Consider the following 24,136-nt stretch of genomic DNA (forward strand, 5'->3'; position numbering starts at 1 on the left):
GGCGCGGCCTGCGCCGCGGCGGCCGGGTTCGCCGGTGTCGGGGTGGGCGCGGCCGCGACGGCCAGCGGTGCCCCGGCCGGAAGCGCCGCGATCAGCACCACGAGGGCGGCCAGCACCCTGGTGAGACCCCGCGTTGCCACCGCACGCCGGCTTGCCTGCCCATGCTCGCGCACGACGTTCCTCCCCCGTTTGTACCGGCAGCCCGCCCGCCGTCGCGGCAGAATGCCATGGCGGGTGGCCGCCCGTCCAGGCGGGGCGGCCACCCGTGCGAAAGTCGCGGTTACTCACGCGCGGGAGCCCACCCCGGGTTCCATGCCGGCGGCACAACTCCGCCGGCGGATCCATGTGCGCGGCGCCGATGGTCCACTGTGTCCGCCAGGCGTTCGATGGCGGGATGAGAAGACTCCTGCCGGCCGCGGTCCTGGCCGTCCTCGCCGTCCTCGCCGCCGGGTGCGATTCGTCGGCACCGGCGGCCGGGGCCACCGCCGCGCCCACCCCCGCGCCGCAGGCGCGGTGCCTGAAAACCACGCCCTCCACGCCCACCGAGGTGACCACGGAGGACGGCGTGAAGCTCTCGGCCGCCCGCTTCGGCGACGGCGCGCGCGGCGTCGTGCTGCTGCACCAGTCCAACGGCGACCTCTGCGGCTGGTACGACTTCGCCGCCGACCTGGCCGGCACCGGCTACCACGTGCTGGCGGTCGACTTCCGCTGCTTCGGGTTCAGCGGCTGCGCGGACCGGGGCGAGTTCGTGACCGACGCCAAGGCGGCGGTGGCCGCGCTGCGCGCCGCCGGCGCCACCAGGGTGACCCTCATGGGCTCCTCGATCGGCGCGGCGACCGCCCTGGTGGTGGGTGCCCGCGAGCCGGACTCCGTCAACGCGGTGGTGGCGCTCTCGCCGCACCAGATGTACTTCCGCGCCACCACCGGGGACGGGATCGCCACCCCCTCCGCGGCGAAGGACGCGCTACGGGTGCCGCTGCTGCTCGTGGTCGGTCGCTCCGACCCGAGTTGCATCTCCGAGGCCGACGGGCAGGCGATCGTGGCCGTGGCACCCACGGAAGGCAAGCGCCTGATCGCGCTCAGCACCGCCACGCACGGCTGGGACCTGATCCAGGCCGGGGTGGGGGACGACGTCAAAACCTTCCTCGCCGCGAACGGCTAGCGGCCAGCCAGCCGGGCAGCCGTCCAGGCAGCGCGACGCCTGGACGGCCCCGGCCGGCGAAGCCGCGTCACTCGTAGAAGACGCGCTCGATCGCGGCCCGGCACCGGCGGGCGGTGCGCAGGTACAGGTCGACGAATTCGCCCGGGCCCTCGACCGCCGCCTCCCCGGGTCGCGGCCACCGGCGCGGGCCGCCGGTACGCGACGGCAGGTGCGCCTCGGGCCCATCGAGCAGGAGGACCACACCGGCCAACTCCTGGCCGTGCCGGGGCAACTGGTCCAGGGGGCGGCCCCGGACCAGGGTCAGCGCGTTGCGGACCCGGGACGCCAGCGTCCACCCGTCGGCCAGCGCGGCGGCGTCGGCCCGGTCGACCAGGCCGGCGGCCCGGGCGGCGGCGAGCGCCTCCAGCGTGCGGGTCGTGCGCAGGCCGGGCAGCCGGTGACCGTGCCGCAACTGGAGCAGTTGGACGGTCCACTCCACATCGGCCAGGCCACCCTGGCCGAGCTTGGTGTGCATGGCCCGGTCGGCGCTGCGCGGCAGGCGTTCCGCGTCCACCCGCGCCTTGATCCGGCGGATTTCCACGATCTGCTCGCGGCCCGGCCCGCCGGCCGGGTAGCGCACCCGGTCGGCCAGGGCGAGGAACTCGGCGCCGAGGTCGGCGTCCCCGCACACGTGGCGGGCGCGCAGCAGCGCCTGCGACTCCCACACTCTCGACCAGCGCGCGTAGTACGCCCGGTACGCGGCGAGGCTGCGCACCAGCGGCCCCTGCCGGCCCTCCGGGCGCAGGTCCGCGTCGACCCCGAGGGGCGGGTCCGGTGCGGGCATCCCGAGCAGCGTGCGCAGCCGCTCGGCGATCGCGTGCGCCACCCCGCTGGCCGCGTCCTCCGCCACGCCGGGCGGCGGCTCGTACACGAACAGCACGTCCGCGTCCGACGGGTAGCTCATCTCGTACCCGCCGAGCCGGCCCATGCCGATGACGGCGAACCGCAGGCCGGGCATGGCCCGCGCCGCACCGGCGTCCACGGTGGCCACCCGCAGCGCGGCGGCGAGGGTCGCGTCGGTGACGGCGGACAGCGCGTCGCCGACGGCGAACACGTCGATCGGCGCGGCCGGGGCGAGCGTGCCGGCGGTGCTCAGCGCGTCCGCGCAGGCGATCCGGAACAGCTCGCGGCGACGCTGCGCCCGGACGGCGCGGATCGCCGCCCCCGGGTCGGGCTCGCCCTCCAGGTGCCGGGCGGCGGCCGCGATGAAGCCGTCGGTCAGCGCGGCCACCGGGCGCGGGGTCAGCTCCGCGTCGTCGGCGAGCAGGCGCAGCGCCTCCGGGTCCCGGGTCAGCAGGTCGGTCACGTACCGGGACAGCCCCAGCAGCCGCGCCAGCCGCAGCGCCACCGGCCCCTCGTCGCGCAGCAGCCGCAGGTACCACGGGGTGCTGCCGAGCTTCTCGGAGACCTGGCGGTAGGCCAGCAGCCCGCGGTCCGGTTCGGGGGCGTCGGCGAACTCGGCCAGCAGCACCGGCAGCAGCGTCCGCTGGATGGCGGCGGTGCGCGAGACGCCGCCGGTCAGCGCCTCGATGTGCTTGAGCGCGCCGGCCGGCGCGGCGAAGCCGAGCAGTTCCAGCCGGCGCCGCGCCTGGGTGGACGAGAGCCGCAACTGGTTCGCCGGCACCCGGGCCACCGCCTCCAGCAGCGGCCGGTACAGCAGCTTGGCGTGCAGCCGGCGGACCTCGGCGGCGTGCGCCACCCAGTCGGCCCGGAACGCCTCGACCGCCTCCCGGCCGGGCAGCGCCGAATACCCGAGGGACTGCGCCAGCCAGCGCAACGCGGCCGGATCCTGGGGTACCAGGTGGGTGCGGTGGAGCCGCTGGAGCTGGAGCCGGTGCTCCACCGAGCGCAGGAACCGGTACCCGCGCACCAGCGCCTCGCCGTCCTGCCGGCCCACGTAGCCGCCGGCCACCAGTGCGCGCAGCGCGGCGAGCGTGCCCGGTTCGCGCAGCGACTCGTCCGCCCGGCCGTGCACGAGCTGGAGCAACTGCACGGCGAACTCGATGTCCCGCAGGCCGCCCGGGCCGCGCTTGATCTCCCGGGGCAGCTCCCTCGGCGGCACGTTCTCGATGATCCGGCGACGCATCGCCCGCACGTCCTCGACCGCCTCCGGGCGCTCCGCGGCCGTCCATACCAGAGGCTGAAGCTGCTCGATCCACTCCCCGGCCAGGTCGAGGTCGCCCGCCGCCGGGCGGGCCTTCAGCAGCGCCTGGAACTCCCACGTGCGGGCCCACCGGCGGTAGTACGCGGCGTGGCTGGCCAGCGTGCGGACCAGTGGGCCCCGGCTGCCCTCGGGGCGCAGCGCCGCGTCCACCTGCCACGCCACCTGGCCGCAGATCTCGATCAGCCGCGCCGCCACGGTGGTCGCGGGCGTCAGGTCCGCATCGGACCGTGCGACGAAGATGACGTCCACATCGGATACATAGTTCAGCTCGTTGCCGCCGCACTTGCCCATCGCCACGACCGCCAGCGCCGGCGGAGCCGGCGTGGGCAACTCGCCCACCGCCACGTCGTACGCGGCGCGCAGGGTCGCGTCCGCGAGCGCGGACAGCGCGGCCATGGTCTGCTCCAGGCGGCGCCCGCCGGTCAGGTCCGCCGCCGCGATGCGCAGCAGCGAACGCCGGTACGCGCGGCGCAGTCCGGGTACCGCCGTCAGGTCGCCCGCGAGCGCGCCGTCGGCGGTCGGGGTGAGCTCGTCCGGCCCGGACTCGACCGCGCGCCAGTCGCCGGGGTTGGCCACCAGGTGATCGCCGAGCGCCGACGAGGCACCCAGCACGGCGATCAGGCGGCGGCGCAGCCCGGCATCGTCGCGGAGCGCGGCGAGCAGCCGCTCCCGCCCGCCCGCCCCGGCCCGACGGCCGGCGGCGGCGAGGCGGTGCAGTTGGCGCAGCGCCAGATCGGGGTCGGCCGACCGGGAGAGCGCCACCAGGATCTCCGCCGCGCCCGGATCGGCGGGCTCCTGCGCGGCGGCGTCCCACAGCCCCAGGCCGTCCGGGCCGACCAGGCCCACCGGCGCCGGGCCGGCGCTGACCCCCAGCCCGTACCGGGCGAGCCGCCCCGTCGCACCGGGCCTCGTCATCGCTGCCTCGTCACGAACCCAGCAGCGGCAGCGTGCGGCGGGGCGTCTGCTCGTCGCCCCCACCGAGGGCGAGCTGGGCGAACCGGTACGCGAACGGCTGCCAGATCTCCTCCACCTCGGCCATCAGCGCGTCGCAGGCGGCGACCAGCTCGTCCGGGTCGATGCCCAACTCGGCCAGCACACCGCCCTCGGCGGCCGCCCAGCCGGCCAGCATCGGGGTGTCGCACTCGATGTGGAACTGCGTGCCCCACGCCCGGTCGCCCAGCCGGAACGCCTGCACCGGGTACCGGGTGGAGGTCGCCAGCAGCACCGCGTTCGGCGGCAGCTCGGTGATCTCGTCGACGTGCCACTGGAACACGTCCGGCAGGAACGGGACCCGCTGCCAGAGCGGGTCGGTCTCGGCCGCGTCCCGCCGGGCCACCAGGCCCGGGCCGATCTCCGGACCGGCGGCACTGCGCTCCACCGTCCCGTTGTGCGCCGTGGCCAGCAGCTGCCCGCCCAGGCAGACCCCGAGCGTGGGTACCCGCTCCCGGACCGCGCGGCGCAGCAGCCGCTCCAGCGCCGGGAACCAGGGGGCGCCGGGCGGGTATGCGTGCTGCTCCCCGCCCATCACCACCAGCGCGGTGTACCCCGCCAGGTCCGCCGGGACCGCCTCGCCGGCGTGCGGGCGCACCACGGCCAGCGGCAGCCCCGCATCGGCCAGCCACTCCCCCAGCCGCCCCGCCGGATCGGTCGGGTCGTTCTCGATCACCAGCGCGGGTGCCACCTGTCCAGCCACCCGTCGAGGCTAGCCGGTTACCCTCGGCCCTGATGAGTGACGTTGCCGGTGCCGAAGCCCCCGTGCGCCCGGCCGCCCTGCGGCCCGGCGACACCGTCATGTTGGTCTCCCCCTCCGGGCCGACCAGCCCCGAGCGGATCGCCCGCGGGCTGGAACTGCTCGCCGCCTGGGGGCTGACCCCGAAGCTGGGGCCGAACGCCTACGGCCGGCACGGCTTCCTGGCCGGCACCGACGACCTGCGCCTCGCCGACCTGAACGCCGCCCTCGCCGACCCGCGGGTCCGCGGGATCATCTGCACCCGGGGCGGCTACGGGGCGCAGCGCGTCGTGGACGCCCTCGACATGACCGCCGCCCGCCGGGACCCGAAGGTCGTGGTCGGCTTCTCCGACATCACCGCGCTCCAACTGGCCCTCTGGCGCGGCGCCCGGCTCGCCACCCTGCACGGCCCGACGATGGGCTGGGACGACGCCCGCCTGCCGGCCGGCTCCGCGGACTCGCTGCGCGCCGCCCTCACCACCACCGAGCCGGCGGTGATCCGCCCGGTCCCCGCCGAGGAGACCGCCGCGGTCGGGGTACCGGGGCCGCCGGTCACCGGCACGCTGCTCGGCGGCAACCTCTCGCTGCTGGTCTCCTCGATCGGCACCCCCGACCTGCCCGACCTGACCGGCGCGATCCTGCTCCTCGAAGAGGTCGACGAGCCCTCGTACAAGGTCGACCGGATGCTGACCCACCTGCGCCGGGCGGGCGTGCTGTCGGGCCTGGCCGGCGTGGCGATCGGCCAGTTCACCGGGTGCGGCGACAACTGGGGCATGCCGGTCGCCGCCGTGCTCACCGACCGGCTCGGCGACCTGGGCGTACCGGTGCTGGGCGGCCTCCCGGTCGGCCACGGCCCCGCCCAGGTGACGGTGGGGGTGGGCGTCCCGGCGACGCTGGACGTGGCGGCGGGCACCCTGACCGTCGAGCCCGCCGTCCGCTGACCACCGGCCGATCGGGCCGCGCACTTCATCGCACGCGGACAGACCACGAGATCTTGGTATAGACACGCCGATGTATGGACAGATCCGTACCAGGATCGCTGGGCGCCGCGAGCGCTCAGGCGGCCCGGCGCAGCGGCGCCGGAGGGGATGCGGGGACGGGGAAGTCCGCCGGTGTCAGCGACCGGACCGGGGCGGTCTCCTCCATGACCTCGCCGCGCCGCAGGCGGTCGGTGCGGAACACCCGGGGTGCCCCGCGAAGCCGGCACCAGGCCAGCAGGTACCCGTGCTCGCCCTGGTCGCTGAGCGCGACCGGCTCCACGCAGCGCTCGGTGAGGGTTCCCGCGCCGTCCGCGTAGCCGATGCGCAGCACCCGGTGCTCCCGCAGCGCCCGCTCCACGGCCGGCGGGACGGCGCCGGGAACGGCCCCGGAGGCCGCCGGAACGCTCGCGGGGGCCGCGGGCGGCTGGCCGGTGCGGGCGGCCAGGTGGCGGGCGGCGTCGGCGTCGCCGGGCGGCATGACGGCGGCGAGCTTGCGCAGCGCGGAGCGCGCCGCCGCGGCGAGCGGCTCGCTGCCCAGCCGGTGCAGGGCGACGGACATGGCCAGCGCCTCGGCGGGCGTGACGTTGAGCGGATGGAGGGTGAAGGAGCGCTCCAGCACGTACCCGCCGGAGCGGCCGGAGACGGCGTAGATGGGGACCCCGGAACTCTGCAGCGCGTTCACGTCCCGCTCGACGGTCCGGGTCGAGACCTCGAACCGCCGGGCCAGCCAGCGCGCGCTACGGGGCCGGGGCGCCACCGCACGCAACTCCTCCACCAGCGCGGACAGCCGATCCCTACGACTCATACCCCGCACCATACGAGCCCCCTACGACGAACCCACCCCCCTCAATCGTCTGACATCCCGTACGCGAACCATCCCCGCTCGGCGAACCCGGCCGCCTCGGCGACCCGGGCGGACGCGTGGTTGTCCAGGGCGTGCAGGTACGTGGGGATGCCCCGCTCGTCCAGGATCCGCCGGGCGGCCTGCGCGACCAGCGCGCGGGCCAGTCCCCGGCCCCGGGCGGCGGGTTCGGTGCCGACGGAGATCTCCCGCCCGTACCCGTCGTGCCGCTTGATCCCGACGCCCGCCAGGTACCGCCCGGTCTCCGGGTCGGTGGCGACGAGCACGCCGCCGTTGAACGGCTTGAGCCAGGGCGGCACCACCGGGTCGGCGGTGGACGTCCAGACGCCGGCGTCGGGCAGCGGGGCCGGCGCGGTGGTCCAGCGGAACGCAGCGCGAAAGAGGGGGCCGTCCCGGCCGACGGCGGCGGGCACCCGCGCCAGGGCCTCGTCGAGCGGGCGCCCCTGGACGGTGGCGCGCACCGCGCCGACCCGCTCGCGGCGGACCGACAGGAGCACGTCGGCGTCGTGGCCGACCCCGACGAGCGGGCGGACTCGGCCGTCCCACGCCGGCACGGCGCGCCGCCCGGAGCCGACCACGTCGAGCCCGCCGCGCGGCGGCCACTGGCCCAGCCAGCAGACCAGGTGCAGAAACAGCCGCCGGTCGATCATCGTGGAGCGGGCGGGTTACAGGGCGCCGAGGTAGCGCTGCCGCTCGTACGGGGTGACCTCGCGGCGGTACGCCTCCCATTCGGCGCTCTTGTTGCGCAGGAAGAAGTCGAACACGTGCTCGCCCAGCACCTCGGCGACCAGTTCCGAGGAGGCCATCACGTCGATCGCCTCGGAGAGGTTCTCCGGCAGCGTGTCGTACCCCATCGCCTTGCGCTCGGCCGAGCTGAGCGACCACACGTCGTCCTCGGCGCCCGGCGGTAACTCGTACCCCTGCTCGATGCCCTTGAGACCGGCGCCGAGCAGGAGCGCGAAGGCCAGGTACGGGTTGCAGGCCGAGTCCAGCGAGCGGACCTCGACCCGGGCCGAGTTGGGCTTGCCGTAGGCCGGCACCCGGACCAGGGCGGAGCGGTTCAGGTGACCCCAGCACACGTACGCGGGCGACTCGGTGATCCGGTCGAGCAGCGGCTGCGGGAACAGCCGCTTGTACGAGTTGACCCACTGGTTGGTGACCGCGGTGAACTCGCGGGCGTGCACGAGCAGCCCGGCGATGAACGCGCGGGCGACCTTCGACAGCTTCATCGGGTCGTCGGCGTCGTGGAACGCGTTGCGTTCGCCCTCGAACAGCGACAGGTGGGTGTGCATGCCACTGCCGGGCTGGTCGGTGAAGGGCTTGGGCATGAACGTGGCGCGCACGCCGTGGGTGATCGCCACCTCCTTGACCACATGCCGGAACGTCATGACGTTGTCGGCGGTGGTGAGCGCGTCGGCGTACCGCAGGTCGATCTCCTGCTGGCCGGGGGCGACCTCGTGGTGGCTGAACTCGACGGAGATGCCGATCCGCTCCAGCGCCAGCACCGCCTGCCGGCGGAAGTCGCGCGCGACGGAGTGGGTGGTGTGCTCGAAGTACCCGCCGGCGTCCACCGGCCTGGGCACCGAGCCGTCCAGCGGGCCGTCCTCGACGAGGAAGAACTCGATCTCGGGGTGGGTGTAGAAGGTGAAGCCCTTCTCCGCCGCCCGGGACAGGGCCCGGCGCAGCACGTGCCGCGGGTCCGCCCAGGAGGGCGTGCCGTCGGGTTGGAGGATGTCGCAGAACATCCGGGCGGACTCGCCGCTGGCCCCGCCCTCGAACGGGAAGACCTGGAAGGTCGTGGGGTCGGGCATGGCCACCATGTCGGACTCGTACACCCGGGCGAAGCCCTCGATGGCGGAGCCGTCGAAGCCGATGCCCTCGTCGAAGGCGGACTCCAGCTCGGCCGGGGCGACCGAGACGCTCTTGAGCGTGCCGAGCACGTCGGTGAACCACAACCGCACGAAGCGGATGTCCCGCTCTTCCAGCGTGCGGAGCACGAACTCCTGCTGACGGTCCACTCCCACCCCTCGCCCGGTTGCCCGACGGTCAGTCTCGCCCCGCCTCGTTACACAGACGTTACGCCATCCCGTACCGGCCGGCGGCGCAACCTGGGGCGCCCCGAGCACGTTGGTCATCAGCGGTGACGGGAGGGATGCGATGGGGTGGCGAACCGGGCGCACGGTGCTGCGCGGCGTGGTACTGGGCGGGGCGTTGCTGGCGGCGTTGACGGTGGTCGGCGCGCTGGCCCGGGCTCCGCGCGGGCCGGCCGGGCCCGCCCTCGCGCCGCCGTCGCCGAGCCGATCCGGCCCGCTGACGGCGATCCAGCCGGAGTTGCGCGAGGCCCTGCTCACCGGGGCGGATCTGCCCGGGTACGAGCCGCAGCCGCAGCCGCGGCACACCGGCTCCGGCCCCGGGCAGCGCGTGTGGGAGCGCGACGTCGCGGGCTGCGCGGCGCTGGTCGAGCGGCCGTGGGAGGTGACCGGGGAGCCGGTCGGCGAGCGGACCGAGATCGGCGACGGGCGTGGCCTGCTGACCCAGACGGTCACGCTGCTGACCGGCCCGGACCGGGAGGCGCCGGTCGGCCGGGTGGTCCGGACCGCGCGGGAGTGCCGGGAGTTCGCCGCCGAACTCGCGGACGGCGTGCCCGTCCCGGTACGCGCGAACCCGGTGGCGGTCGACGACACCGCGGGCAGCGGCACCGGGTACGCGCTGCGGTTCGCCGGCGGCGGGCGGTACGGCTACGTCGTGGTGTTCCGGCTGGGCCCGATGTTGTCGGTGCTCCGCGGCCTGGGTACCCGGCCGGTGACGGACGCCGAGGTGGTCCGGACGCTGCGGCTGGCCACGGCGCGGCTGGGTGACGCGACGCCCCCGAGGGGTACCCGGAGTGAGCGCGCACACTTGGTCGGTCCGGCCGCCCGGTGAGCCCGCGCCCCCGGGTGGGGGAAGATGAGGGCATGCCGACCCTGCGCCTCGCCCTCGCCCAGGTGGACCCGACCGTCGGTGACGTCGGCGGCAACGCCGCCATCGTCCGGGAGTGGGCCCGGGCGGCCGCCGACGCCGGGGCGCACCTGGTCGCCTTCCCGGAGATGACGCTGACCGGGTACCCGGTGGAGGACCTGGTCTTCCGGGAGTCGTTCGTGGCGGCGTCCCGGCACGGGCTGGGGGCGCTCGCCGCCGAACTGGCCGCGGACGGCCTCGGCGACCGGGTGGTCCTGGTGGGGTACCTGGACGCGGACGGTCCGGCCCGGGTCAGCGCCGACGCGCGGCCCGGCACCGGTCCGCGCAACGCGCTCGCCGCGCTGCACGGCGGCCGGGTGGTGGCCCGGTACTTCAAGCACCACCTGCCCAACTACGGCGTCTTCGACGAGGACCGCTACTTCGTCCCGGGCGACACGCTGACGGTGGTGCGGGTCGGCGGGGTGGACGTGGCGATGACGATCTGCGAGGACCTGTGGCAGGCCGGCGGCCCGTTCGCGGTGGCCCGCGCGGCCGGCGCCGGCCTGGTCGTCAGCGTCAACGGCTCCCCGTACGAGCTGGAGAAGGACGACCTGCGGCTGCCGCTGGTCCAGCACCGGGCGGCGGAGGCCGGCGCGACGGTCGCGTACGTGAACCTGGTCGGCGGCCAGGACGAGCTGGTCTACGACGGTGACTCGATGGTCGTCACCGCCGCGGGCGAGGTGCTGACCCGGGCGCCGCGGTTCGTGGAGCACCTCACGGTGCTGGACCTCGACCTCCCGGCGGCCGGCGAGCACCCCGCCGAGCAGGAGTTGGGCGAGATGCGGGTCCGTCGGGTGCGGATCAGCGGGGCGGCCGACCTGCCGCCGGTACCCCGGGCTCCGCTGCCCGAACCCGTCGTGGCCGAGCGCACCCCGGCGGAGGAGGAGGTCTGGCAGGCCCTGGTCCTCGGGCTGCGCGACTACGTGCGCAAGAACGGCTTCCCGTCCGTCGTGTTCGGCCTCTCCGGCGGCATCGACTCGTCGGTGGTCGCCGCGATCGCGGTGGACGCGCTGGGCCCGCAGCGGGTGGTCGGCGTCTCGATGCCCAGCCGGTACTCCTCCGAGCACTCCCGGGACGACGCCGCCGACCTGGCCAAGCGCACCGGCCTGGACTACCGGGTCCAGGCGATCCAGCCGATCGTGGACGCGTTCCTGGCCGAGCTGGCCCTGTCCGGCCTGGCGCTGGAGAACATCCAGGCGCGGGTCCGCGGGGTGATCCTGATGGCGCTGTCCAACCAGGAGGGTCACCTGGTGCTGACCACCGGCAACAAGACCGAGCTGGCGGTCGGCTACTCGACCCTCTACGGCGACTCGGTGGGCGGGTTCAACCCGATCAAGGACGTGCCGAAGACGATGGTCTGGCGGCTCGCGCTCTGGCGCAACGCCGCGGCCGGGGCACGCGGCGAGGAGCCGCCCATCCCGCGCAGCTCGATCACCAAGCCGCCCAGCGCCGAGTTGCGCCCCGGCCAGCTCGACTCGGACTCGCTGCCGGACTACGACCTGCTTGACGAGATCCTGGCCGGGTACGTGGAGGGTGACCGCGGCCGCGCCGAGCTGATCGAGGCCGGGCACGACCCGGCGGAGGTGGACCGGGTGGCGAAGATGGTGGACCGGGCCGAGTACAAGCGGCGCCAGGCCGCGCCCGGCCCCAAGATCACCATCAAGGCGTTCGGCCGGGACCGCCGGCTGCCGATCACCAACCGGTTCCGGGAACCCGAGGCGCCGCCGGAGGGCCGCAAGCGGCGACAGGCGGAGAGCGCTGTGAAATCTTCCACTGAAGGCTGACGGCGCCGCGGCGGCGGATGGCACCATCGGCCTTGACACCCCGGGGACCGCGGGCGCGGCCTCGAGGGGAGAGGAGACGATGATGTCCCAGGCAGAGGTGCCCAGCCTGTACGGCGGCGCCGCCAACCGGCGCGTGCGTACCCGCGACCTGATCGCCGCCAAGGAGCGCGGCGAGAAATGGCCGATGCTCACCTCGTACGACCAGTACACCGCCGCCGTCTTCGACCAGGCGGGCATCCCGGTCCTGCTGGTCGGCGACTCGGCCGCCAACAACGTGTTCGGGTACGAGACCACCGTGCCCGTCACCGCCGACGACCTGCTCCCGCTGGTGCGGGCGGTGGTGCGCGCCACCTCCCGCGCGCTGGTCATCGGGGACCTGCCCTTCGGCTCGTACGAGGAGGGTCCGGCCCAGGCGCTGCGCACCGCCGTCCGGTTCATGAAGGAGGGCGGCTGCCACGCGGTGAAGCTGGAGGGCGGCCGGCGCATCGCCGCCCAGATCGAGGCCATCACCGGCGCCGGCATCCCGGTCTTCGCGCACGTCGGGTTCACCCCGCAGCGCGAGTTCGGCATCGGCGGGTACCGGGTGCAGGGCCGCGGCGACGCCGCCGAGGAGGTCGTGGCGGACGCCCACGCGGTGTACGAGGCGGGCGCGTCGGCGATCGTGCTGGAGATGGTGACCGGCGACGTGGCCAAGCGCATCACCAACGACCTGCCGGTGCCCACGGTCGGCATCGGCGCCGGGCCGGACACCGACGCGCAGGTGCTCGTCTGGCAGGACATGGCGGGCCTGCGTACCGGCAAGACGCCGCGCTTCGTCAAGCGGTACGCGGACCTGGCCGGCGCGCTGACGGAGGCCACGCGCCGGTTCGCGGAGGAGGTCCGGGGCGGCCAGTTCCCCGCCGAGGAGCACACCTTCCGCTGACCCGCCGGGTCACACGTCGGTGATGCGCACCCCCGCGTGCGCCCGGTACCGGCGGTTGATCGCGATCAGGTTCGCGGTGAACGCCTCCACCTGGTGGGCGTTGCGCAGCCGGCCGCCGTAGATGCCCCGGACCCCGGGGATGCGGCCGGCGAGCGCCTGCACGGTCTCGGTGGCCGCCCGGTCGTCGCCCAGCACCAGCACGTCCAGGTGCATCTCGTCGACGGCCGGGTCGGCCAGCAGCGGCGCGCTGACGTGGTGGAAGGCGGCGCAGACGCGCGCCTCCGGCAGGATCGCGGCGGCCTGCTGCGCCGCGCTGCCCTCCTCGACCGGCAGCGGGTACGGGCCCTGCTTGTCGAAGCCGAGCGGGTTCACGCAGTCCACGACGATCTTGCCGGCGAGCGGCTCGCGGAGGCTCGCCAGCAGGTCGCCGTGCCCCTCCCAGGGGACCGCGACGATCACCACGTCGGCGCCGGCCGCCACCCACGGGTTGGCCCCACCGCGTGGCGTCGCCCGCACGCCCGGCAGCTTCGCCAGCTCCTCGGCGGCCTGCTGGCCCTTCTCCTCGGTCCGCGAGCCGACGAGGACGGGCACGCCCGCGCGGGCGAACCGGTACGCCAACCCCCGCCCCTGGTCGCCGGTGCCGCCCAGGATGCCGACCGTGATGCTCTGCTCCGCCATCCCGCCATCCTGTCAAACCTGGCGGCTCGGGGCCCCGGTACCGCCGCGGCCGGCGGCTGCCGGAGGTGCGGCCGTCAGGGGTGGCGGAAGAGGACGTGGCGGCGCTTCGGGTCGGCCTCGGCGAGGCGGACCGGCACCCGCTCACCCACCGGTAGCTCGCCCTCGCACCGGGCCCGCACCGCCGGCTCGTCGAGGGCGACCGTCCCGCGGGGCTGCCGGGTGGCGGCGCGGCGCGGCGCGTCCACGTCGATCACGGCGGCGTCGAAGGTCTCGCCGACCCGGCCCGCCAGCAGCACCGCCTCCGCCAGGTCCACGGCGCCCCGCTCGGCGGCGCCGGCCACCCGCCCGGTCGCCGTCATCACCTCCGGCAGCCCGGCCAGCGCGGCACGGGCCCATTCGGGTACCTCGGCGCCGGCGTGCAGCGCGAGGCAGACCTCGGTGGCGTACCGGTCGGCCAACCGGCGCAGCGGGGCCGTGACGTGCGCGTAGGGGGCGCCGACGCCCGCGTGCCCGGTGCGCTCCGGCGGCGCGCCGTCGAACGGCGTGTACCCGGCGCCGCGCAGCAACTCGGCCGCCTGGTCCAGGAAGGCGGCGCCGCGCGGGTCCCCGGGGTCCACTTCGGCCACCACCTCGCCGACCCGGGCCCCCGCCGGCCAGGAGACGCCCAGCGCCACCGCCGCGGCGCGCAGTCGCGCCACCGCGTCGACCGGCGGCGCCGGCATGGTCCGCAGCAGCCCGACGCGCCCGGCCAGCATGATCTCCCCGGCCGCCATGCCGGTCAGCAGCGAGATCTGGGCATTGAACTCCTCGACCGGCGCGGTGCTGCGCAGCACGAGCCGCCAGCCGCCCCCGTTCACCGGCGCGACCTCCTGCTCCGGCGTCGGCAGGTTGATGGCGCCCCGGTCCAGGCCCCGGCGCACGAGCAGGCGCCCGATCTCGGGCAGCAGCGCCACCGGCTCCGGCGCGGTGCCGGACTCCAGCGCGGCCTGCACGCCCGCGTAGTCCAGCTTGGCCCGGCTGCGGACCCGGGCCCGTTCCAGGCGCACCGCGACGGTCGCGCCGTCGGCGTCCAGGTCGATGGTCCAGAGCACGGCGGCGCGGTCGCCGTCGGGCAGGAGGCTGGCCGCGCCCTCGCTCAGCGCCGGCGGGTGCAGCGGCACGTTGCCGTCCGGCAGGTACACCGTCTGCCCGCGGCGCCAGGTCTCCCGCGCCAGCGCGCCGTCCGGGCGCACGTACGCCGCCACGTCGGCGATGGCGTAACACACGCGGAACCCGCCGCCCGCGCGCCGGCGCAGGCACATCGCCTGGTCCAGGTCGCGCGAGGACGGCGGGTCGATCGTCACCAGGTCCAGATCGGTCCGGTCGGTACCGGGCGGCGGCGCACCGGCCGCCTCCTCGGCCTCGCGCTGCGCCGCGGGCGGGAACCGCTCGGGCAGTTCCAGCTCACGGCGCAGCGCACCGAAGTCGATGCGGGGCGCTCGGACGCGTCGGGTCACGCGTCATTCTTACCCCGCCCGCCTCAGGAGGCCCTGGCCGCCTTCCGCGCCGCCTTGGTGGCGGACTTGGTGGCGGCGCTCTTCTTCGCCGGCGCGGTCTTGGCCGCCTTCTTCGCGGCGGCCTTCTTCGCCGGTGCCGCCTTCGTCGACTTGGCCGGGGCCGCCTTCTTGGCCGCCGCGGTCCGCGTCGCCGCCTTCGTCGCCGTCGTGGCGCCGGTGCGCTTGGCGACCGTGGTCTTCTTCGCGGCCGCCTTCCGCGCGGTGGTGCTCTTGGCGGCGGTGGTCTTCTTCGCCGTCGCCTTGGCCGCCGTCTTCTTGGCGGTGGCCTTCGTCGCCGCCGCGGACTTCTTGGCGGCCGTGCTCCGGGCGCCGGCGCTCTTGGCGGCCACGCTCTTCGACGGGGTCGCCTTCTTCGCCGTCACCTTCTTGGCGGCGCCCTTCGTCGGCGTCGCCTTGGTGGCGGCCGTCTTGCGGGTGGTGGCCTTCTTGGCCGGCGCCGTCTTCTTGGCGCCCGCCGCCTTGCGGGCCGTCGACTTCGCCGCCGACGGCCGCGAGGTCGTCGACTTGGTGGACCGGGCGGTACCCGTCGCCGCGGTCACGGTCTTCTTCACCGGCGCCTGCGCCGCCACGCTGGACCGCGCCGCTGCCTTCCGCCCGGCGGCCTTCGTGGCCGGCTTGGTCGCCGCCTTCTTCGCCGCCGGCCGCGTGCTCGACGCCCGCGTACCGGTCGCCTTCGCCGCGGTACCCCGAGTCGCCGCGGCCTTCTTCGCCGCCGGCCGCCCGGCCGCCTTGCTCCCGGCGGCCTTCGTCGCCGACTTGCTCGCGGTCGCCTTCGACGCGGCCTTGCTCGCCGTCGCCTTCGACGCGGCCTTCGACGCAGCAGCCTTCGACGCAGCGGCCTTGGTCGCCGTCGCCTTCGACGCAGTCTTGCTCGCGGCGGCCTTGCTCGCAGCAGCCTTCGACGCAGCAGCCTTCGAGGCGGCCTTGCTCGCGGCGGCCTTCGACGCCGTCGCCGTTGACGCAGCCTTCGACGAGGCAGCCTTGGTCGCAGCCGCCTTGGCGGCAGCCTTGCTCGCGGCGGCCTTGCTCGCCGCCGCCTTCGACGCGGCCTTCGACGCGGCAGCCTTGGTCTCAGTGGCCTTCGACGCGGCCTTGCTCGCCGCGGCCTTCGTCGCGGCCTTCGTCGCGGCAGCCTTGCTCGCGGCCGCCTTCGACGCCGTCGCCTTCGACGCGGCCTTCGACGCGGTGGCCTTGCTCGCGGCCGCCTTCGAGGCGGCCTTCGTCGCGGTGGCCTTGGTCGCCGTCGCCGTCGCGGCGGCCTTCGACGCGGCCTTGGCCGGCGCGGTGGCCTTGCTCGCCGCGGCCGGGCGACCCGTGGTCTTGCCCGCGGCCTTGCCGGCCGCCTTCCCCGCGGCCTTCGCGGCGGCCGTGCGGGTGGTCGCGGCCGGGCGCGTGGCGCTGGCCCGGCCCGCCGAGCGGGTCGCGGTCGCCGGGCCGGTCGCCTTGCCGGCGGCGCTCTTCGCCGCCCGCGCCGTCGTGCCCCGCGCCGCCGACGTGCCGCCCGTCTTGCCGCGCGCAACGGCGGTCTCGCGAGCCGCACCCGTCGCGGCCGCCCGCGCGGAGGTGCGCTTGGCGCTCGTTGCCTTCGCGACGGCAGCCCGGCCGCTGACCGCCCGCTCGCCCGTGCCCGCGGCCGCGGCCTTCGCCGCCGTCTTGGTCACCGCCGTCTTGGCAGCGGCGGTCTTCGCGGCGGCGATCTTCGTGGCCGCCGTCTTCGTGGCCGCGGCCCTCGTCGCCGTCTTCGTCGCCGGGGTCGTGCGGGTGCCGGCGGCGCGGCGCCTGGCGGTTGCCGGCTTGCTGCCCGCGGCGCCGGATTCCACGCCGGCCCTGTCGTTGTCATCCCCCGGGGTGACGGCGTTCTCCACGGACCCGGTCCCGTTCAGCACCGCACCCGCGACGCTCTTGACCGCGTCGATGGAATCGCTCGCGGAACCGTTCGCGGAACCGTTCGGCGGCATGGCGAGGTCGGCCGGGGCGGCTTCGGTGGCCGGGCGTCTGCCGGCCGGTTCGGTGGTGGGCCACTCGGTTGCGGCCATGGTCGTTTCCTCCTAGGAATGGGTGGGGCACTGTCCCCTTTGGTAATTCGGTGATCCGTCGGTGCCGGTCGGCCCCCTCGGCACGCGCCCCGTCCGCGCCTTCGGAGGGGAAAACGAGCCGGCACCACGGATGGCGACGCTTCGCGCTGCGGCGGGCTAGTCGGTCTCCCCTTCCCAGCGGGCGTCCTCCGCGTCCCAGGCGACGTTGCGCTCCTGGACACGACTGAGCGCGCCCTCGGCCTCGGCGGCTGACGCGTACGGCCCCATGCGGTCCGTGGCCGGGCACGCATCGGCGTCCGTCTCCACGCGAGAGTGGCGCACGCACCAGTAGTACCGCCCACCGCCTTCGCTACTCATGCCATCACTGTGCACCGCAAACGGCACATCCGCCACCGATTCGCGCGAAACTCACAACCGCTTCCACAGTAGACGGGCAGCGCCGGAGCATTGGGTGGGGTACGCTTTGCGGCCCGCAACCCTTATCGGCAAAGGAATTTACCGCTGTCAGGGCCCATTAGGGGCTCCGGCGAGGGCCGCGCGGAAGCCTGCCGAAAAAGCCGGGGCGGCGTTCACCCGAAAGGCCAACGTCGGACCGGGCCGCACCGCGTGCCACACCGCTGGAGCCGTGAACCGGCACGCGCCAAGCCAGGGCGGGATCAGGGCGCCGGTGGCCATCGCGCGAGCCAACGCGGCATGGTTCATCGCCAGCGGGATGATGCGCACGCGGCGCCGTTCCCCGTCCCGATCGCGGCGGTTGACCGCGCTCGGCGGCCCGGCCGCGCAACGCCTTCGCCGCGCAGCAGCGCCGCTGTCTCCCGCCCACACAACACCTCTACCGCGCAGCAGCGCCGCCGCCTTCGTCCCACACAACACCTCCAACGCGGAACAGCGCCGCCGCCTCCGTCCCACACAACACCTCCAACGCGGAACAGCGCCGTGGCCGGCCCGGAGCGAGTCCGGACCGGCCACGGGAGATGACGCGGGATCAGCAGGGGCCGTTGCAGGCCAGTACCTTCAGCCGGTCCAGGGCGCCGTTCCACTGGTTCGAGTCGCCGGCGAACGGGCCGGAACTGGAGTACTGCCAGAACGACCAGGTGGGCGCGCCCGCCGGCAGGGTGCCGGGCGAGCTGGCGTACCGCGCGAGCCACAGCGGCGAGTTGGCCCAGAAGCCGGAGTAGTTGCCGGTGCAGGTCGTCCACCAGTCGGTGGTGGTGTAGATGACCGCCCAGCGCCCGGTCCGCGCGTGGTACTGGTTGATGAACGCGGAGATCCAGCTGCGCATCGACGCCTGGGAGAGCCCGTAGCAGGTGGCGCCGTATGGGTTGTACTCGATGTCCAGCGCGCCCGGCAGCGTCTTGCCGTCCTTGGACCAGCCGCCGCCGTGGTTGACGAAGTAGTCCGCCTGGGCGGCGCCGCCGGAGTTGCCCGGCAGCGCGAAGTGGTACGAGCCGCGGATCATGCCCACGTTGTACGACCCGTTGTACTGCTGCGCGAAGTAGGGGTTGGTGTAGCCGGTCCCCTCGGTCGCCTTGACGAACGCGAAGCGCGATCCGGCGTTCCACTGCGCGGTCCAGTTCACGTTGCCCTGGTAGCTGGAGACGTCCTGCCCGTAGGTCACGGTGGCGGCCGAGGCGGGTACGCCGGCCAGCAGGCTGCCGCCGATGGCCAGGGCCACCGATAGGCAGAGCGTGCGGATCCTCATGTGCTCCTCCTTGGGGGTGAGGGAGGGACGAAGAATAGCTCCGTACATCTGAGCAGAGGCGTAACTAACTTTCAAGAGATACCCGTCGAATTGTTGCGGAACCGGCGCGGGCTGGGCGGATACGGACCGGGCCGGCGGGAGAGCGCTCCCCCGGCCGGCCCGCACCATTGACAGCGGTCTTATCAGCGGTCATCGTGTCGTTTGAGAGAGCGCTCTCTCACCGGCCGGTCATCGACCGGTAACCGCGCCGACACACACGAAGGAGCAGCCATGGATGGGGCTGTCCCCCCGCCCGTCCGGCGGCGCCGGCCGCTACACCGATGGCGCCTGGCCGCGCTGTCCACCGCCCTGGCCGCGCTGCTGGGCTCGTACCTGACGGTCACCGCGCTCGTCGCGGACGCCGCCGAGACCCTGCTCTCGCAGGGCCGCCCGGCGACCGCCTCGTCCACCGAGAACGCCGGCACCCCGGCCTCCGCCGCGGTCGACGGCAACACCTCCACCCGCTGGTCCAGCGCGTTCAGCGACCCCCAGTGGATCCAGGTGGACCTGGGCTCGTCCGTCCCGATCACCCGGGTGGCGCTGACCTGGGAGGCCGCCTACGCCACCGACTTCACCATCGGCGTCTCCACCGACGGCGCCACCTTCACCACCGTCAACACCACCGTCGGCGGGACCGGCGGCAACCAGAGCATCACCGTCGCCGGAACCGGCCGGTACGTACGGCTGACCGCCACCAAGCGGGCCACCCAGTACGGCGTCTCGCTCTGGGAGTTCCAGGTCTTCGGCGGCGGCACCACCGCCGGGTGCGGCACCGCCAACGCCGCGCAGGGCCGGACCGCCACGGCGTCCTCGACCGAGTCGGCGGCGTTCCCCGCGTCCGCGGCGGTGGACGGCGACGCGGGCACCCGTTGGTCGAGCGCGGCCGCCGACCCGCAGTGGCTCCAGGTCGACCTGGGCAGCACCCGGTCGATCTGCGGGGTCACGGTGAACTGGGAGGCCGCCTATGGAACCGCCTTCCAGATCCAGACCTCCGCGAACGCCAGCACCTGGGCCTCGATCTACTCCACCACCACCGGCACCGGCGGCGTACAGAACCTCACCGTCTCCGGCAGTGGCCGGTACGTGCGGCTGTACGGCACCGCGCGGGCGACCCAGTGGGGGTACTCGCTGTGGGAGTTCCAGATCCGGGTGGGCGACGGCGGCACCACGCCGCCGACAACCACCCCGCCGACGACGACCCCGCCGACCACTCCCCCGCCGGGCGGCAGCGTCCTGCTGTCGTACCGGAAGCCGGCGGTGGCCTCCTCCGAGCAGAACGACGTGAACTGCAACCCGTGCACCGCCGACAAGGCGTTCGACAACGACCCGGCGAGCCGCTGGGCGACCAGTTCCACCACCGGCTGGGTCGACCCGGGCTGGATCTACGTCGACCTGGGAGCCACGGCGACCGTCACGCAGGTCGTCCTCCAGTGGGACCCGGCCTACGCGACGGCGTACCAGATCCAGGTGTCGCCGAACGCGTCCACCTGGACGACGATCTACTCCACCACCGCGGGCAAGGGCTTCAAGGAGACCCTGAACGTCTCCGGCACCGGCCGGTACGTACGGATGTACGGCACGGCGCGGGTGGGCCCGTACGGGTACTCGCTGTGGGAGTTCAAGGTCTACGGCACGGGCGGCGCGCCGACCCAGCCGCCGGCCGGCCCACCGGACCCGGCGTTCCCCGCCACCCGGCTGGTGTTCAGCGACGAGTTCAACGGCGTCGCGGGCAGCAAGCCCGACCCGTCGAAGTGGACGATCGACCCGGGCACCGGGCAGAACAACGAGGTCCAGTACTACTCGAACAACAACAACGCGTCGATGGACGGCACCGGCTCGCTGGTCATCGAGGCGCGCCGGGAGACCGCCGGCGGCCGCGACTACACGTCGCACCGGATGAACACCGGCGGCCACTTCACCTTCCAGTACGGGCGGGTCGAGGCGCGCATCAAGGTGCCGAAGGGCAACGGGCTGTGGCCCGCGTTCTGGATGATGGGCGCCGACTTCCTCACCGGGCGGCCGTGGCCGTACAACGGCGAAATCGACATCATGGAGGTACTCGGTCGCAACACAGTGGAGAGTTACTCCACCCTGCACGCGCCCGCCTACAACGGCGGCGGCGGGTACGGGCAGAAGTACAACGCGCCCGGCGGCGCCGACTTCGCCAATGACTTCCACGTCTGGGCCGCCGAGTGGGACAGCACGGGCATCACGTTCAAGGTGGACAACCAGACGGTCTTCGTGGCCAGCAAGGCGACCGTGGAGTCCACCCGCGGGCCCTGGGTCTTCGACCACCCGTTCTACCTCATCCTGAACCTCGCGGTGGGCGGGGACTTCCCCGGCCCGGTGGACGGCACGACGCCGTTCCCGTCCCGGATGCTCGTCGACTACGTGCGGGTCTACCAGTAACTCAGGCCGGGGGGCCGGCGGCGTGGCGCCGAACCGCCGCCGGTCCCCCTCTCACCAAGGTCCGCTTCATCAGGGGAGGCTTCATGAAACGGATACCCGTCCTGGCCGCCGCCACCGCGCTGGCCGCCCTGCTCGGCACGTACGCCACCACGCTCGCCCAGGCCGCGGAGACGCCGCTGTCGCAGGGGCGCCCCGCCACCGCTTCGTCGGTCGAGAACGGCGGCTCCCCCGCGTCCAACGCGGTGGACGGCAATCTCGGCACCCGGTGGTCGAGCGCGTTTAGTGATCCACAATGGATTCAGGTGGACCTGGGCGGCACCGCCACCGTCAATCGGGTCGTGCTCGCCTGGGAGGCGGCCTACGCGACGGCGTACACCGTCCAGACGTCCACCAACGGCAGCGCGTGGACCACCATCTACAGCACCACCACCGGCACCGGCGGCACGCAGACGCTGAACGCCAACGGCAGCGGTCGGTACGTGCGGGTCAGCACCACCAGGCGCGCGACGCAGTACGGCGTCTCGCTGTGGGAGTTCCAGGTCTTCGGTACCGGCGGCGGCACGACCACCCCACCGACCATCCCGCCCGGAGCGGTGCGGGTGGCCGAGTTCCTGGCCGACTGCCCGTACTCCCACCAGTTGCCGGACGACCCGATCATCTTCCCCGGTCTGCCCGGCGCCTCGCACATGCACAGCTTCTTCGGCAGCGTGGTCACCAACGCGTACACCGATCTGGCGGCGCTCCAGAACGCCGCCACCACCTGCAACCCATCGGTCGACAAGTCCTCGTACTGGGTGCCGACGCTGTACGTGAACGACGTGGCGGTGCAACCCACCGGTACCACCTTCTACTACCTCGGTGAGGGTGTGCGAGACGACGTGATCGCGCGCATCCAGCCGTTCCCACCGGGGCTGCGGGTCGTGGCGGGCAACGCGACGGCGACCGGCCCGGAGGACAACACCATTTCGCGCTGGTCCTGCCTGCACCACGGCGAGGTGAACCCGGGCAAGGACTTCGTGAACTGCCCGGCCGACGGCCTGCTTGAGTCCTATCTGGACTTCCCGCAGTGCTGGAACGGCCGGGACCTGGACTCGGCGGACCACAAGAGCCACATGGCGTACCCGGTGAACGGCGACTGCCCGGCCACCCACCCGGTGCCGGTGCCGAAGCTGCGCCAGGTGCTCCGGTACCCGGTCACCGGCGACCCGGCGCGGCTGCGGCTCTCCTCCGGGCCCGGGTACACGATGCACGGTGACTTCTTCAACGCGTGGCCCGCCGACGAACTGGCCCGGCGGGTCAACGACTGCCTCCGGATCATCGTCAAGTGCGGTGCCGACGGGCGTCCGTGATGCGCTCGCGCCTGCTCTGGGTCTCGATCGCGACGGCGGTGCTGGCCGGTGCGCTGGTGGCGGGTTGGACCGTCCACCGGCCCCGGCCGGCCCGCCAGGCGGCTCCACCGCCGGCGGTCGCGTCCCCGGCCGCCGCGGGCGCCTTCGGGGCCACCGACGTCGCCTGGCTCCAACTGATGATCCCGATGGACGAGCAGGCGCTCGCCCTGCTGGACCTGGTGCCGTCGCGCACCACCGACCGGGCGGCGGCCGAGGTCGCCGCCCGGATCGGCGCCGGTCACCGCGCCGAACTGGCCGACCTGCGCGCGCTGCGCGACCGGGCCGGGCTGCCCGACACCAACGTGCACGCCGGGCACGACCTGCCGGGCATGGTCACCCCGGCCGAACTGGCGGAGATCGGCCGGCACCGGGGCTCGGCGTTCGTGACACGGTTCACGTCGACCCTGCTGGAGCACCTGGACCAGGGCGTCCTGGTGTGCGCCGGGGAGCGTGACGCGGGCACCGATCCGGCCACGAAAGCGCTGGCAGCGGCGGCACAGAACCGCCGCCGTGCCGACCTGGACCTGCTCGCCGGCCTGCCCGGCGGCGCGACCGGCGGCACCCCCGGCGGCCCGGCGTCGTGACGGCACCGTGGGTCGACGGGGGCAGAGAGAGCGCTCTCCGGGTGCTATAACTGGTCGCATGGCGAGGTCGACCGGTGGGGGACGGCCGCCCACCCTGGAGCAGGTGGCGGAGTTCGCGGGCGTTTCCCGGGCGACCGTTTCGCGGGTCATCAACGCGGTACCGACGGTCGACCCGAGCATCCGCGAGAACGTGGAGCGCGCCATCGCGGCCATCGGCTACGTGCCGAACATCGCCGCCCGCTCGTTGGTCAACCGGCGCACCGACTCGGTCGCCCTGGTCATCTCCGAGCCCGGCAGCCGGCACTACGACGCCGACTTCCTCAACCGCATCTTCACCGACCCCTACTTCGGCCGGCTCACCGCGGGCGCCCAGGAGGTGCTCCGCCCGCAGGGCGTCCACCTGGTCATCATCCCGGCCGACGCGCCCGCCCACCACCAGGTCCTGCGGTACCTGCGGCAGGGCCACGTCGACGGGGTGCTGCTCATCTCCAGCCACGTGGCCGACCCGCTGCCCAGGCAGGTCACCGACCTGCACGTGCCGGCCGTCCTCTCCGCCCGGCCCGGCCAGCCCATCCCGATCAGCTTCGTCGACACCGACCAGCGGGCCGGCGCCCGCCTCGCCGCCGAGCACCTGCTCGCCCGCGGCCGGCGCCGCGTGGCCACCATCGCCGGGCCGCAGGACATGCCCGCCGGCGAGGACCGGCTCAGCGGCTTCCGCTCCGCCCTGGCCGCGCACGGCATCCACGACGTGCCCGCCGTGCCGGGCGACTTCACCCAGGCCAGCGGCGAGGCCGCCGCCCGCGACCTGCTCGCCCGCCACCCCGACGTGGACGGCTTGTTCGTCGCCAGCGACCTGATGGCCGTGGGCGCCCTGCGCACCCTCGCCGAACTCGGCAAGCGGGTCCCCGAGGACATCGCCGTGGTCGGCTTCGACGACAGCAGCGCGGCACTGGCCTGCCGCCCGCAACTCACCACGATCCGCCAACCGGTCGAGGAGATGGCCGGCGAGATGGCCCGCCTGCTCCTGGCCAGCATCCGCGAACCCGGCCACCTGGCCCGCTCGGTCATCTTCAACTCCACCCTCGTGGAGCGGGAGTCGGCCTGA

Annotated in this window: 20 protein-coding genes; 10 read left to right on the plus strand and 10 right to left on the minus strand. The window is 74.5% G+C overall.

Translation table 11 applies throughout. The features are described 5' to 3' along the window. Nucleotides 1-394: 394 nt before the first annotated feature. The gene (locus KJS59_RS03500; protein WP_213450796.1) at nucleotides 395-1,162 is read left to right on the plus strand and encodes an alpha/beta hydrolase; all 768 of its coding nucleotides are present in this window, start codon (nucleotides 395-397) and stop codon (nucleotides 1,160-1,162) included. Between the two features lie 67 nt (nucleotides 1,163-1,229). Here KJS59_RS03500 and KJS59_RS03505 read toward each other — a convergent pair whose 3' ends face one another. Further along, a complete protein-coding gene (locus KJS59_RS03505) occupies nucleotides 1,230-4,280 on the minus strand; it encodes a bifunctional [glutamine synthetase] adenylyltransferase/[glutamine synthetase]-adenylyl-L-tyrosine phosphorylase (protein WP_213450797.1) in 3,051 nt (1,016 codons plus the stop codon). Between the two features lie 10 nt (nucleotides 4,281-4,290). After that, the gene (locus KJS59_RS03510) at nucleotides 4,291-5,046 is read right to left on the minus strand and encodes a type 1 glutamine amidotransferase (RefSeq protein ID WP_213451026.1); all 756 of its coding nucleotides are present in this window, start codon (nucleotides 5,044-5,046) and stop codon (nucleotides 4,291-4,293) included. Between the two features lie 44 nt (nucleotides 5,047-5,090). Here KJS59_RS03510 and KJS59_RS03515 point away from each other — a divergent pair, with 44 nt between their 5' ends. Continuing rightward, nucleotides 5,091-6,035 carry a S66 peptidase family protein gene (locus KJS59_RS03515; RefSeq protein WP_213450798.1) on the plus strand — a complete coding sequence of 315 codons (945 nt, stop codon included), beginning with the start codon at nucleotides 5,091-5,093 and terminating at the stop codon, nucleotides 6,033-6,035. 115 nt (nucleotides 6,036-6,150) lie between these two features. On the opposite strand, the gene KJS59_RS03520 is transcribed toward KJS59_RS03515, so the two are convergent. The 3 genes from KJS59_RS03520 to glnA are packed head-to-tail and all read right to left on the minus strand — an operon-like array spanning nucleotide 6,151 to nucleotide 8,954. Next, entirely contained in the window at nucleotides 6,151-6,879 is a 729-nt protein-coding gene (locus KJS59_RS03520) for a helix-turn-helix transcriptional regulator (RefSeq protein WP_213450800.1), read from the minus strand. A gap of 41 nt (nucleotides 6,880-6,920) precedes the next feature. Next, on the minus strand, nucleotides 6,921-7,586 hold the full coding sequence (locus KJS59_RS03525; protein WP_213450801.1) for a GNAT family N-acetyltransferase: 666 nt from the start codon (nucleotides 7,584-7,586) through the stop codon (nucleotides 6,921-6,923). 15 nt (nucleotides 7,587-7,601) lie between these two features. Continuing rightward, nucleotides 7,602-8,954 (minus strand): type I glutamate--ammonia ligase, encoded by a 1,353-nt coding sequence (glnA, locus tag KJS59_RS03530; RefSeq protein WP_213450802.1) that lies wholly within the window; start codon nucleotides 8,952-8,954, stop codon nucleotides 7,602-7,604. A 139-nt stretch (nucleotides 8,955-9,093) separates the two neighbouring features. Here glnA and KJS59_RS03535 point away from each other — a divergent pair, with 139 nt between their 5' ends. The 3 genes from KJS59_RS03535 to panB all read left to right on the plus strand — a co-directional run bounded on the left by KJS59_RS03535 (nucleotide 9,094) and on the right by panB (nucleotide 12,639). Then, complete coding sequence (locus KJS59_RS03535; protein ID WP_213450803.1) at nucleotides 9,094-9,858, plus strand: hypothetical protein; 765 nt, start codon at nucleotides 9,094-9,096, stop codon at nucleotides 9,856-9,858. A gap of 32 nt (nucleotides 9,859-9,890) precedes the next feature. Then, nucleotides 9,891-11,717, plus strand: coding sequence for an NAD+ synthase (locus KJS59_RS03540; protein WP_213450805.1), 1,827 nt, complete (start codon nucleotides 9,891-9,893; stop codon nucleotides 11,715-11,717). A 79-nt stretch (nucleotides 11,718-11,796) separates the two neighbouring features. Beyond that, entirely contained in the window at nucleotides 11,797-12,639 is an 843-nt protein-coding gene (gene panB / locus KJS59_RS03545) for a 3-methyl-2-oxobutanoate hydroxymethyltransferase (RefSeq protein WP_213450807.1), read from the plus strand. A 9-nt stretch (nucleotides 12,640-12,648) separates the two neighbouring features. Here the strand turns inward: panB and npdG are convergent, their stop codons facing one another. The 3 genes from npdG to KJS59_RS03560 all read right to left on the minus strand — a co-directional run bounded on the left by npdG (nucleotide 12,649) and on the right by KJS59_RS03560 (nucleotide 15,412). Beyond that, on the minus strand, nucleotides 12,649-13,317 hold the full coding sequence (npdG, locus tag KJS59_RS03550) for an NADPH-dependent F420 reductase (RefSeq protein ID WP_213450809.1): 669 nt from the start codon (nucleotides 13,315-13,317) through the stop codon (nucleotides 12,649-12,651). Between the two features lie 74 nt (nucleotides 13,318-13,391). Further along, complete coding sequence (locus tag KJS59_RS03555; RefSeq protein ID WP_213450810.1) at nucleotides 13,392-14,813, minus strand: RNB domain-containing ribonuclease; 1,422 nt, start codon at nucleotides 14,811-14,813, stop codon at nucleotides 13,392-13,394. A gap of 23 nt (nucleotides 14,814-14,836) precedes the next feature. Then, nucleotides 14,837-15,412 (minus strand): hypothetical protein, encoded by a 576-nt coding sequence (locus KJS59_RS03560; protein WP_213450811.1) that lies wholly within the window; start codon nucleotides 15,410-15,412, stop codon nucleotides 14,837-14,839. On the opposite strand from KJS59_RS03560, the gene KJS59_RS03565 reads away from it, so the two are divergent. Then, complete coding sequence (locus KJS59_RS03565) at nucleotides 15,378-16,925, plus strand: hypothetical protein (RefSeq protein WP_213450813.1); 1,548 nt, start codon at nucleotides 15,378-15,380, stop codon at nucleotides 16,923-16,925. The genes KJS59_RS03560 and KJS59_RS03565 overlap by 35 nt on opposite strands. Nucleotides 16,926-17,065: 140 nt before the next feature. Here KJS59_RS03565 and KJS59_RS03570 read toward each other — a convergent pair whose 3' ends face one another. Together KJS59_RS03570 and KJS59_RS03575 are read right to left on the minus strand one after the other, a co-directional pair. Beyond that, a complete protein-coding gene (locus tag KJS59_RS03570) occupies nucleotides 17,066-17,266 on the minus strand; it encodes a hypothetical protein (RefSeq protein ID WP_213450814.1) in 201 nt (66 codons plus the stop codon). Between the two features lie 628 nt (nucleotides 17,267-17,894). Then, a complete protein-coding gene (locus KJS59_RS03575; protein WP_213450816.1) occupies nucleotides 17,895-18,611 on the minus strand; it encodes a lysozyme in 717 nt (238 codons plus the stop codon). A 270-nt stretch (nucleotides 18,612-18,881) separates the two neighbouring features. Here KJS59_RS03575 and KJS59_RS03580 point away from each other — a divergent pair, with 270 nt between their 5' ends. The 4 genes from KJS59_RS03580 (at nucleotide 18,882) to KJS59_RS03595 (ending at nucleotide 24,136) form a co-directional block, all read left to right on the plus strand. Further along, nucleotides 18,882-21,059: a discoidin domain-containing protein gene (locus KJS59_RS03580; RefSeq protein WP_213450817.1), complete on the plus strand. Its 2,178-nt coding sequence runs from the start codon at nucleotides 18,882-18,884 to the stop codon at nucleotides 21,057-21,059. 83 nt (nucleotides 21,060-21,142) lie between these two features. Beyond that, complete coding sequence (locus KJS59_RS31985; RefSeq protein WP_213450819.1) at nucleotides 21,143-22,408, plus strand: DUF1996 domain-containing protein; 1,266 nt, start codon at nucleotides 21,143-21,145, stop codon at nucleotides 22,406-22,408. Further along, nucleotides 22,408-23,031: a DUF305 domain-containing protein gene (locus KJS59_RS03590; RefSeq protein WP_249713863.1), complete on the plus strand. Its 624-nt coding sequence runs from the start codon at nucleotides 22,408-22,410 to the stop codon at nucleotides 23,029-23,031. The genes KJS59_RS31985 and KJS59_RS03590 overlap by 1 nt, the downstream gene beginning before the upstream one ends. Before the next feature lie 58 nt (nucleotides 23,032-23,089). Beyond that, nucleotides 23,090-24,136 (plus strand): LacI family DNA-binding transcriptional regulator, encoded by a 1,047-nt coding sequence (locus KJS59_RS03595; RefSeq protein WP_213450822.1) that lies wholly within the window; start codon nucleotides 23,090-23,092, stop codon nucleotides 24,134-24,136.

Origin of the sequence: Rhizomonospora bruguierae, from assembly GCF_018397995.1 — a bacterium.
In the GTDB taxonomy this organism is placed as follows: domain Bacteria; phylum Actinomycetota; class Actinomycetes; order Mycobacteriales; family Micromonosporaceae; genus Rhizomonospora; species Rhizomonospora bruguierae.

Bases quoted from the DNA above. Each gene is read 5' to 3' on its own strand.
- KJS59_RS03500 (WP_213450796.1), top strand. From the start codon at position 395: ATGAGAAGACTCCTGCCGGCCGCGGTCCTGGCCGTCCTCGCCGTCCTC.
- KJS59_RS03505 (WP_213450797.1), bottom strand. From the start codon at position 4,280: ATGACGAGGCCCGGTGCGACGGGGCGGCTCGCCCGGTACGGGCTGGGG.
- KJS59_RS03515 (WP_213450798.1), top strand. From the start codon at position 5,091: ATGAGTGACGTTGCCGGTGCCGAAGCCCCCGTGCGCCCGGCCGCCCTG.
- KJS59_RS03520 (WP_213450800.1), bottom strand. From the start codon at position 6,879: ATGAGTCGTAGGGATCGGCTGTCCGCGCTGGTGGAGGAGTTGCGTGCG.
- KJS59_RS03525 (WP_213450801.1), bottom strand. From the start codon at position 7,586: ATGATCGACCGGCGGCTGTTTCTGCACCTGGTCTGCTGGCTGGGCCAG.
- KJS59_RS03535 (WP_213450803.1), top strand. From the start codon at position 9,094: ATGGGGTGGCGAACCGGGCGCACGGTGCTGCGCGGCGTGGTACTGGGC.
- KJS59_RS03540 (WP_213450805.1), top strand. From the start codon at position 9,891: ATGCCGACCCTGCGCCTCGCCCTCGCCCAGGTGGACCCGACCGTCGGT.
- panB (WP_213450807.1), top strand. From the start codon at position 11,797: ATGATGTCCCAGGCAGAGGTGCCCAGCCTGTACGGCGGCGCCGCCAAC.
- npdG (WP_213450809.1), bottom strand. From the start codon at position 13,317: ATGGCGGAGCAGAGCATCACGGTCGGCATCCTGGGCGGCACCGGCGAC.
- KJS59_RS03570 (WP_213450814.1), bottom strand. From the start codon at position 17,266: ATGAGTAGCGAAGGCGGTGGGCGGTACTACTGGTGCGTGCGCCACTCT.
- KJS59_RS03575 (WP_213450816.1), bottom strand. From the start codon at position 18,611: ATGAGGATCCGCACGCTCTGCCTATCGGTGGCCCTGGCCATCGGCGGC.
- KJS59_RS03580 (WP_213450817.1), top strand. From the start codon at position 18,882: ATGGATGGGGCTGTCCCCCCGCCCGTCCGGCGGCGCCGGCCGCTACAC.
- KJS59_RS31985 (WP_213450819.1), top strand. From the start codon at position 21,143: ATGAAACGGATACCCGTCCTGGCCGCCGCCACCGCGCTGGCCGCCCTG.
- KJS59_RS03590 (WP_249713863.1), top strand. From the start codon at position 22,408: ATGCGCTCGCGCCTGCTCTGGGTCTCGATCGCGACGGCGGTGCTGGCC.
- KJS59_RS03595 (WP_213450822.1), top strand. From the start codon at position 23,090: ATGGCGAGGTCGACCGGTGGGGGACGGCCGCCCACCCTGGAGCAGGTG.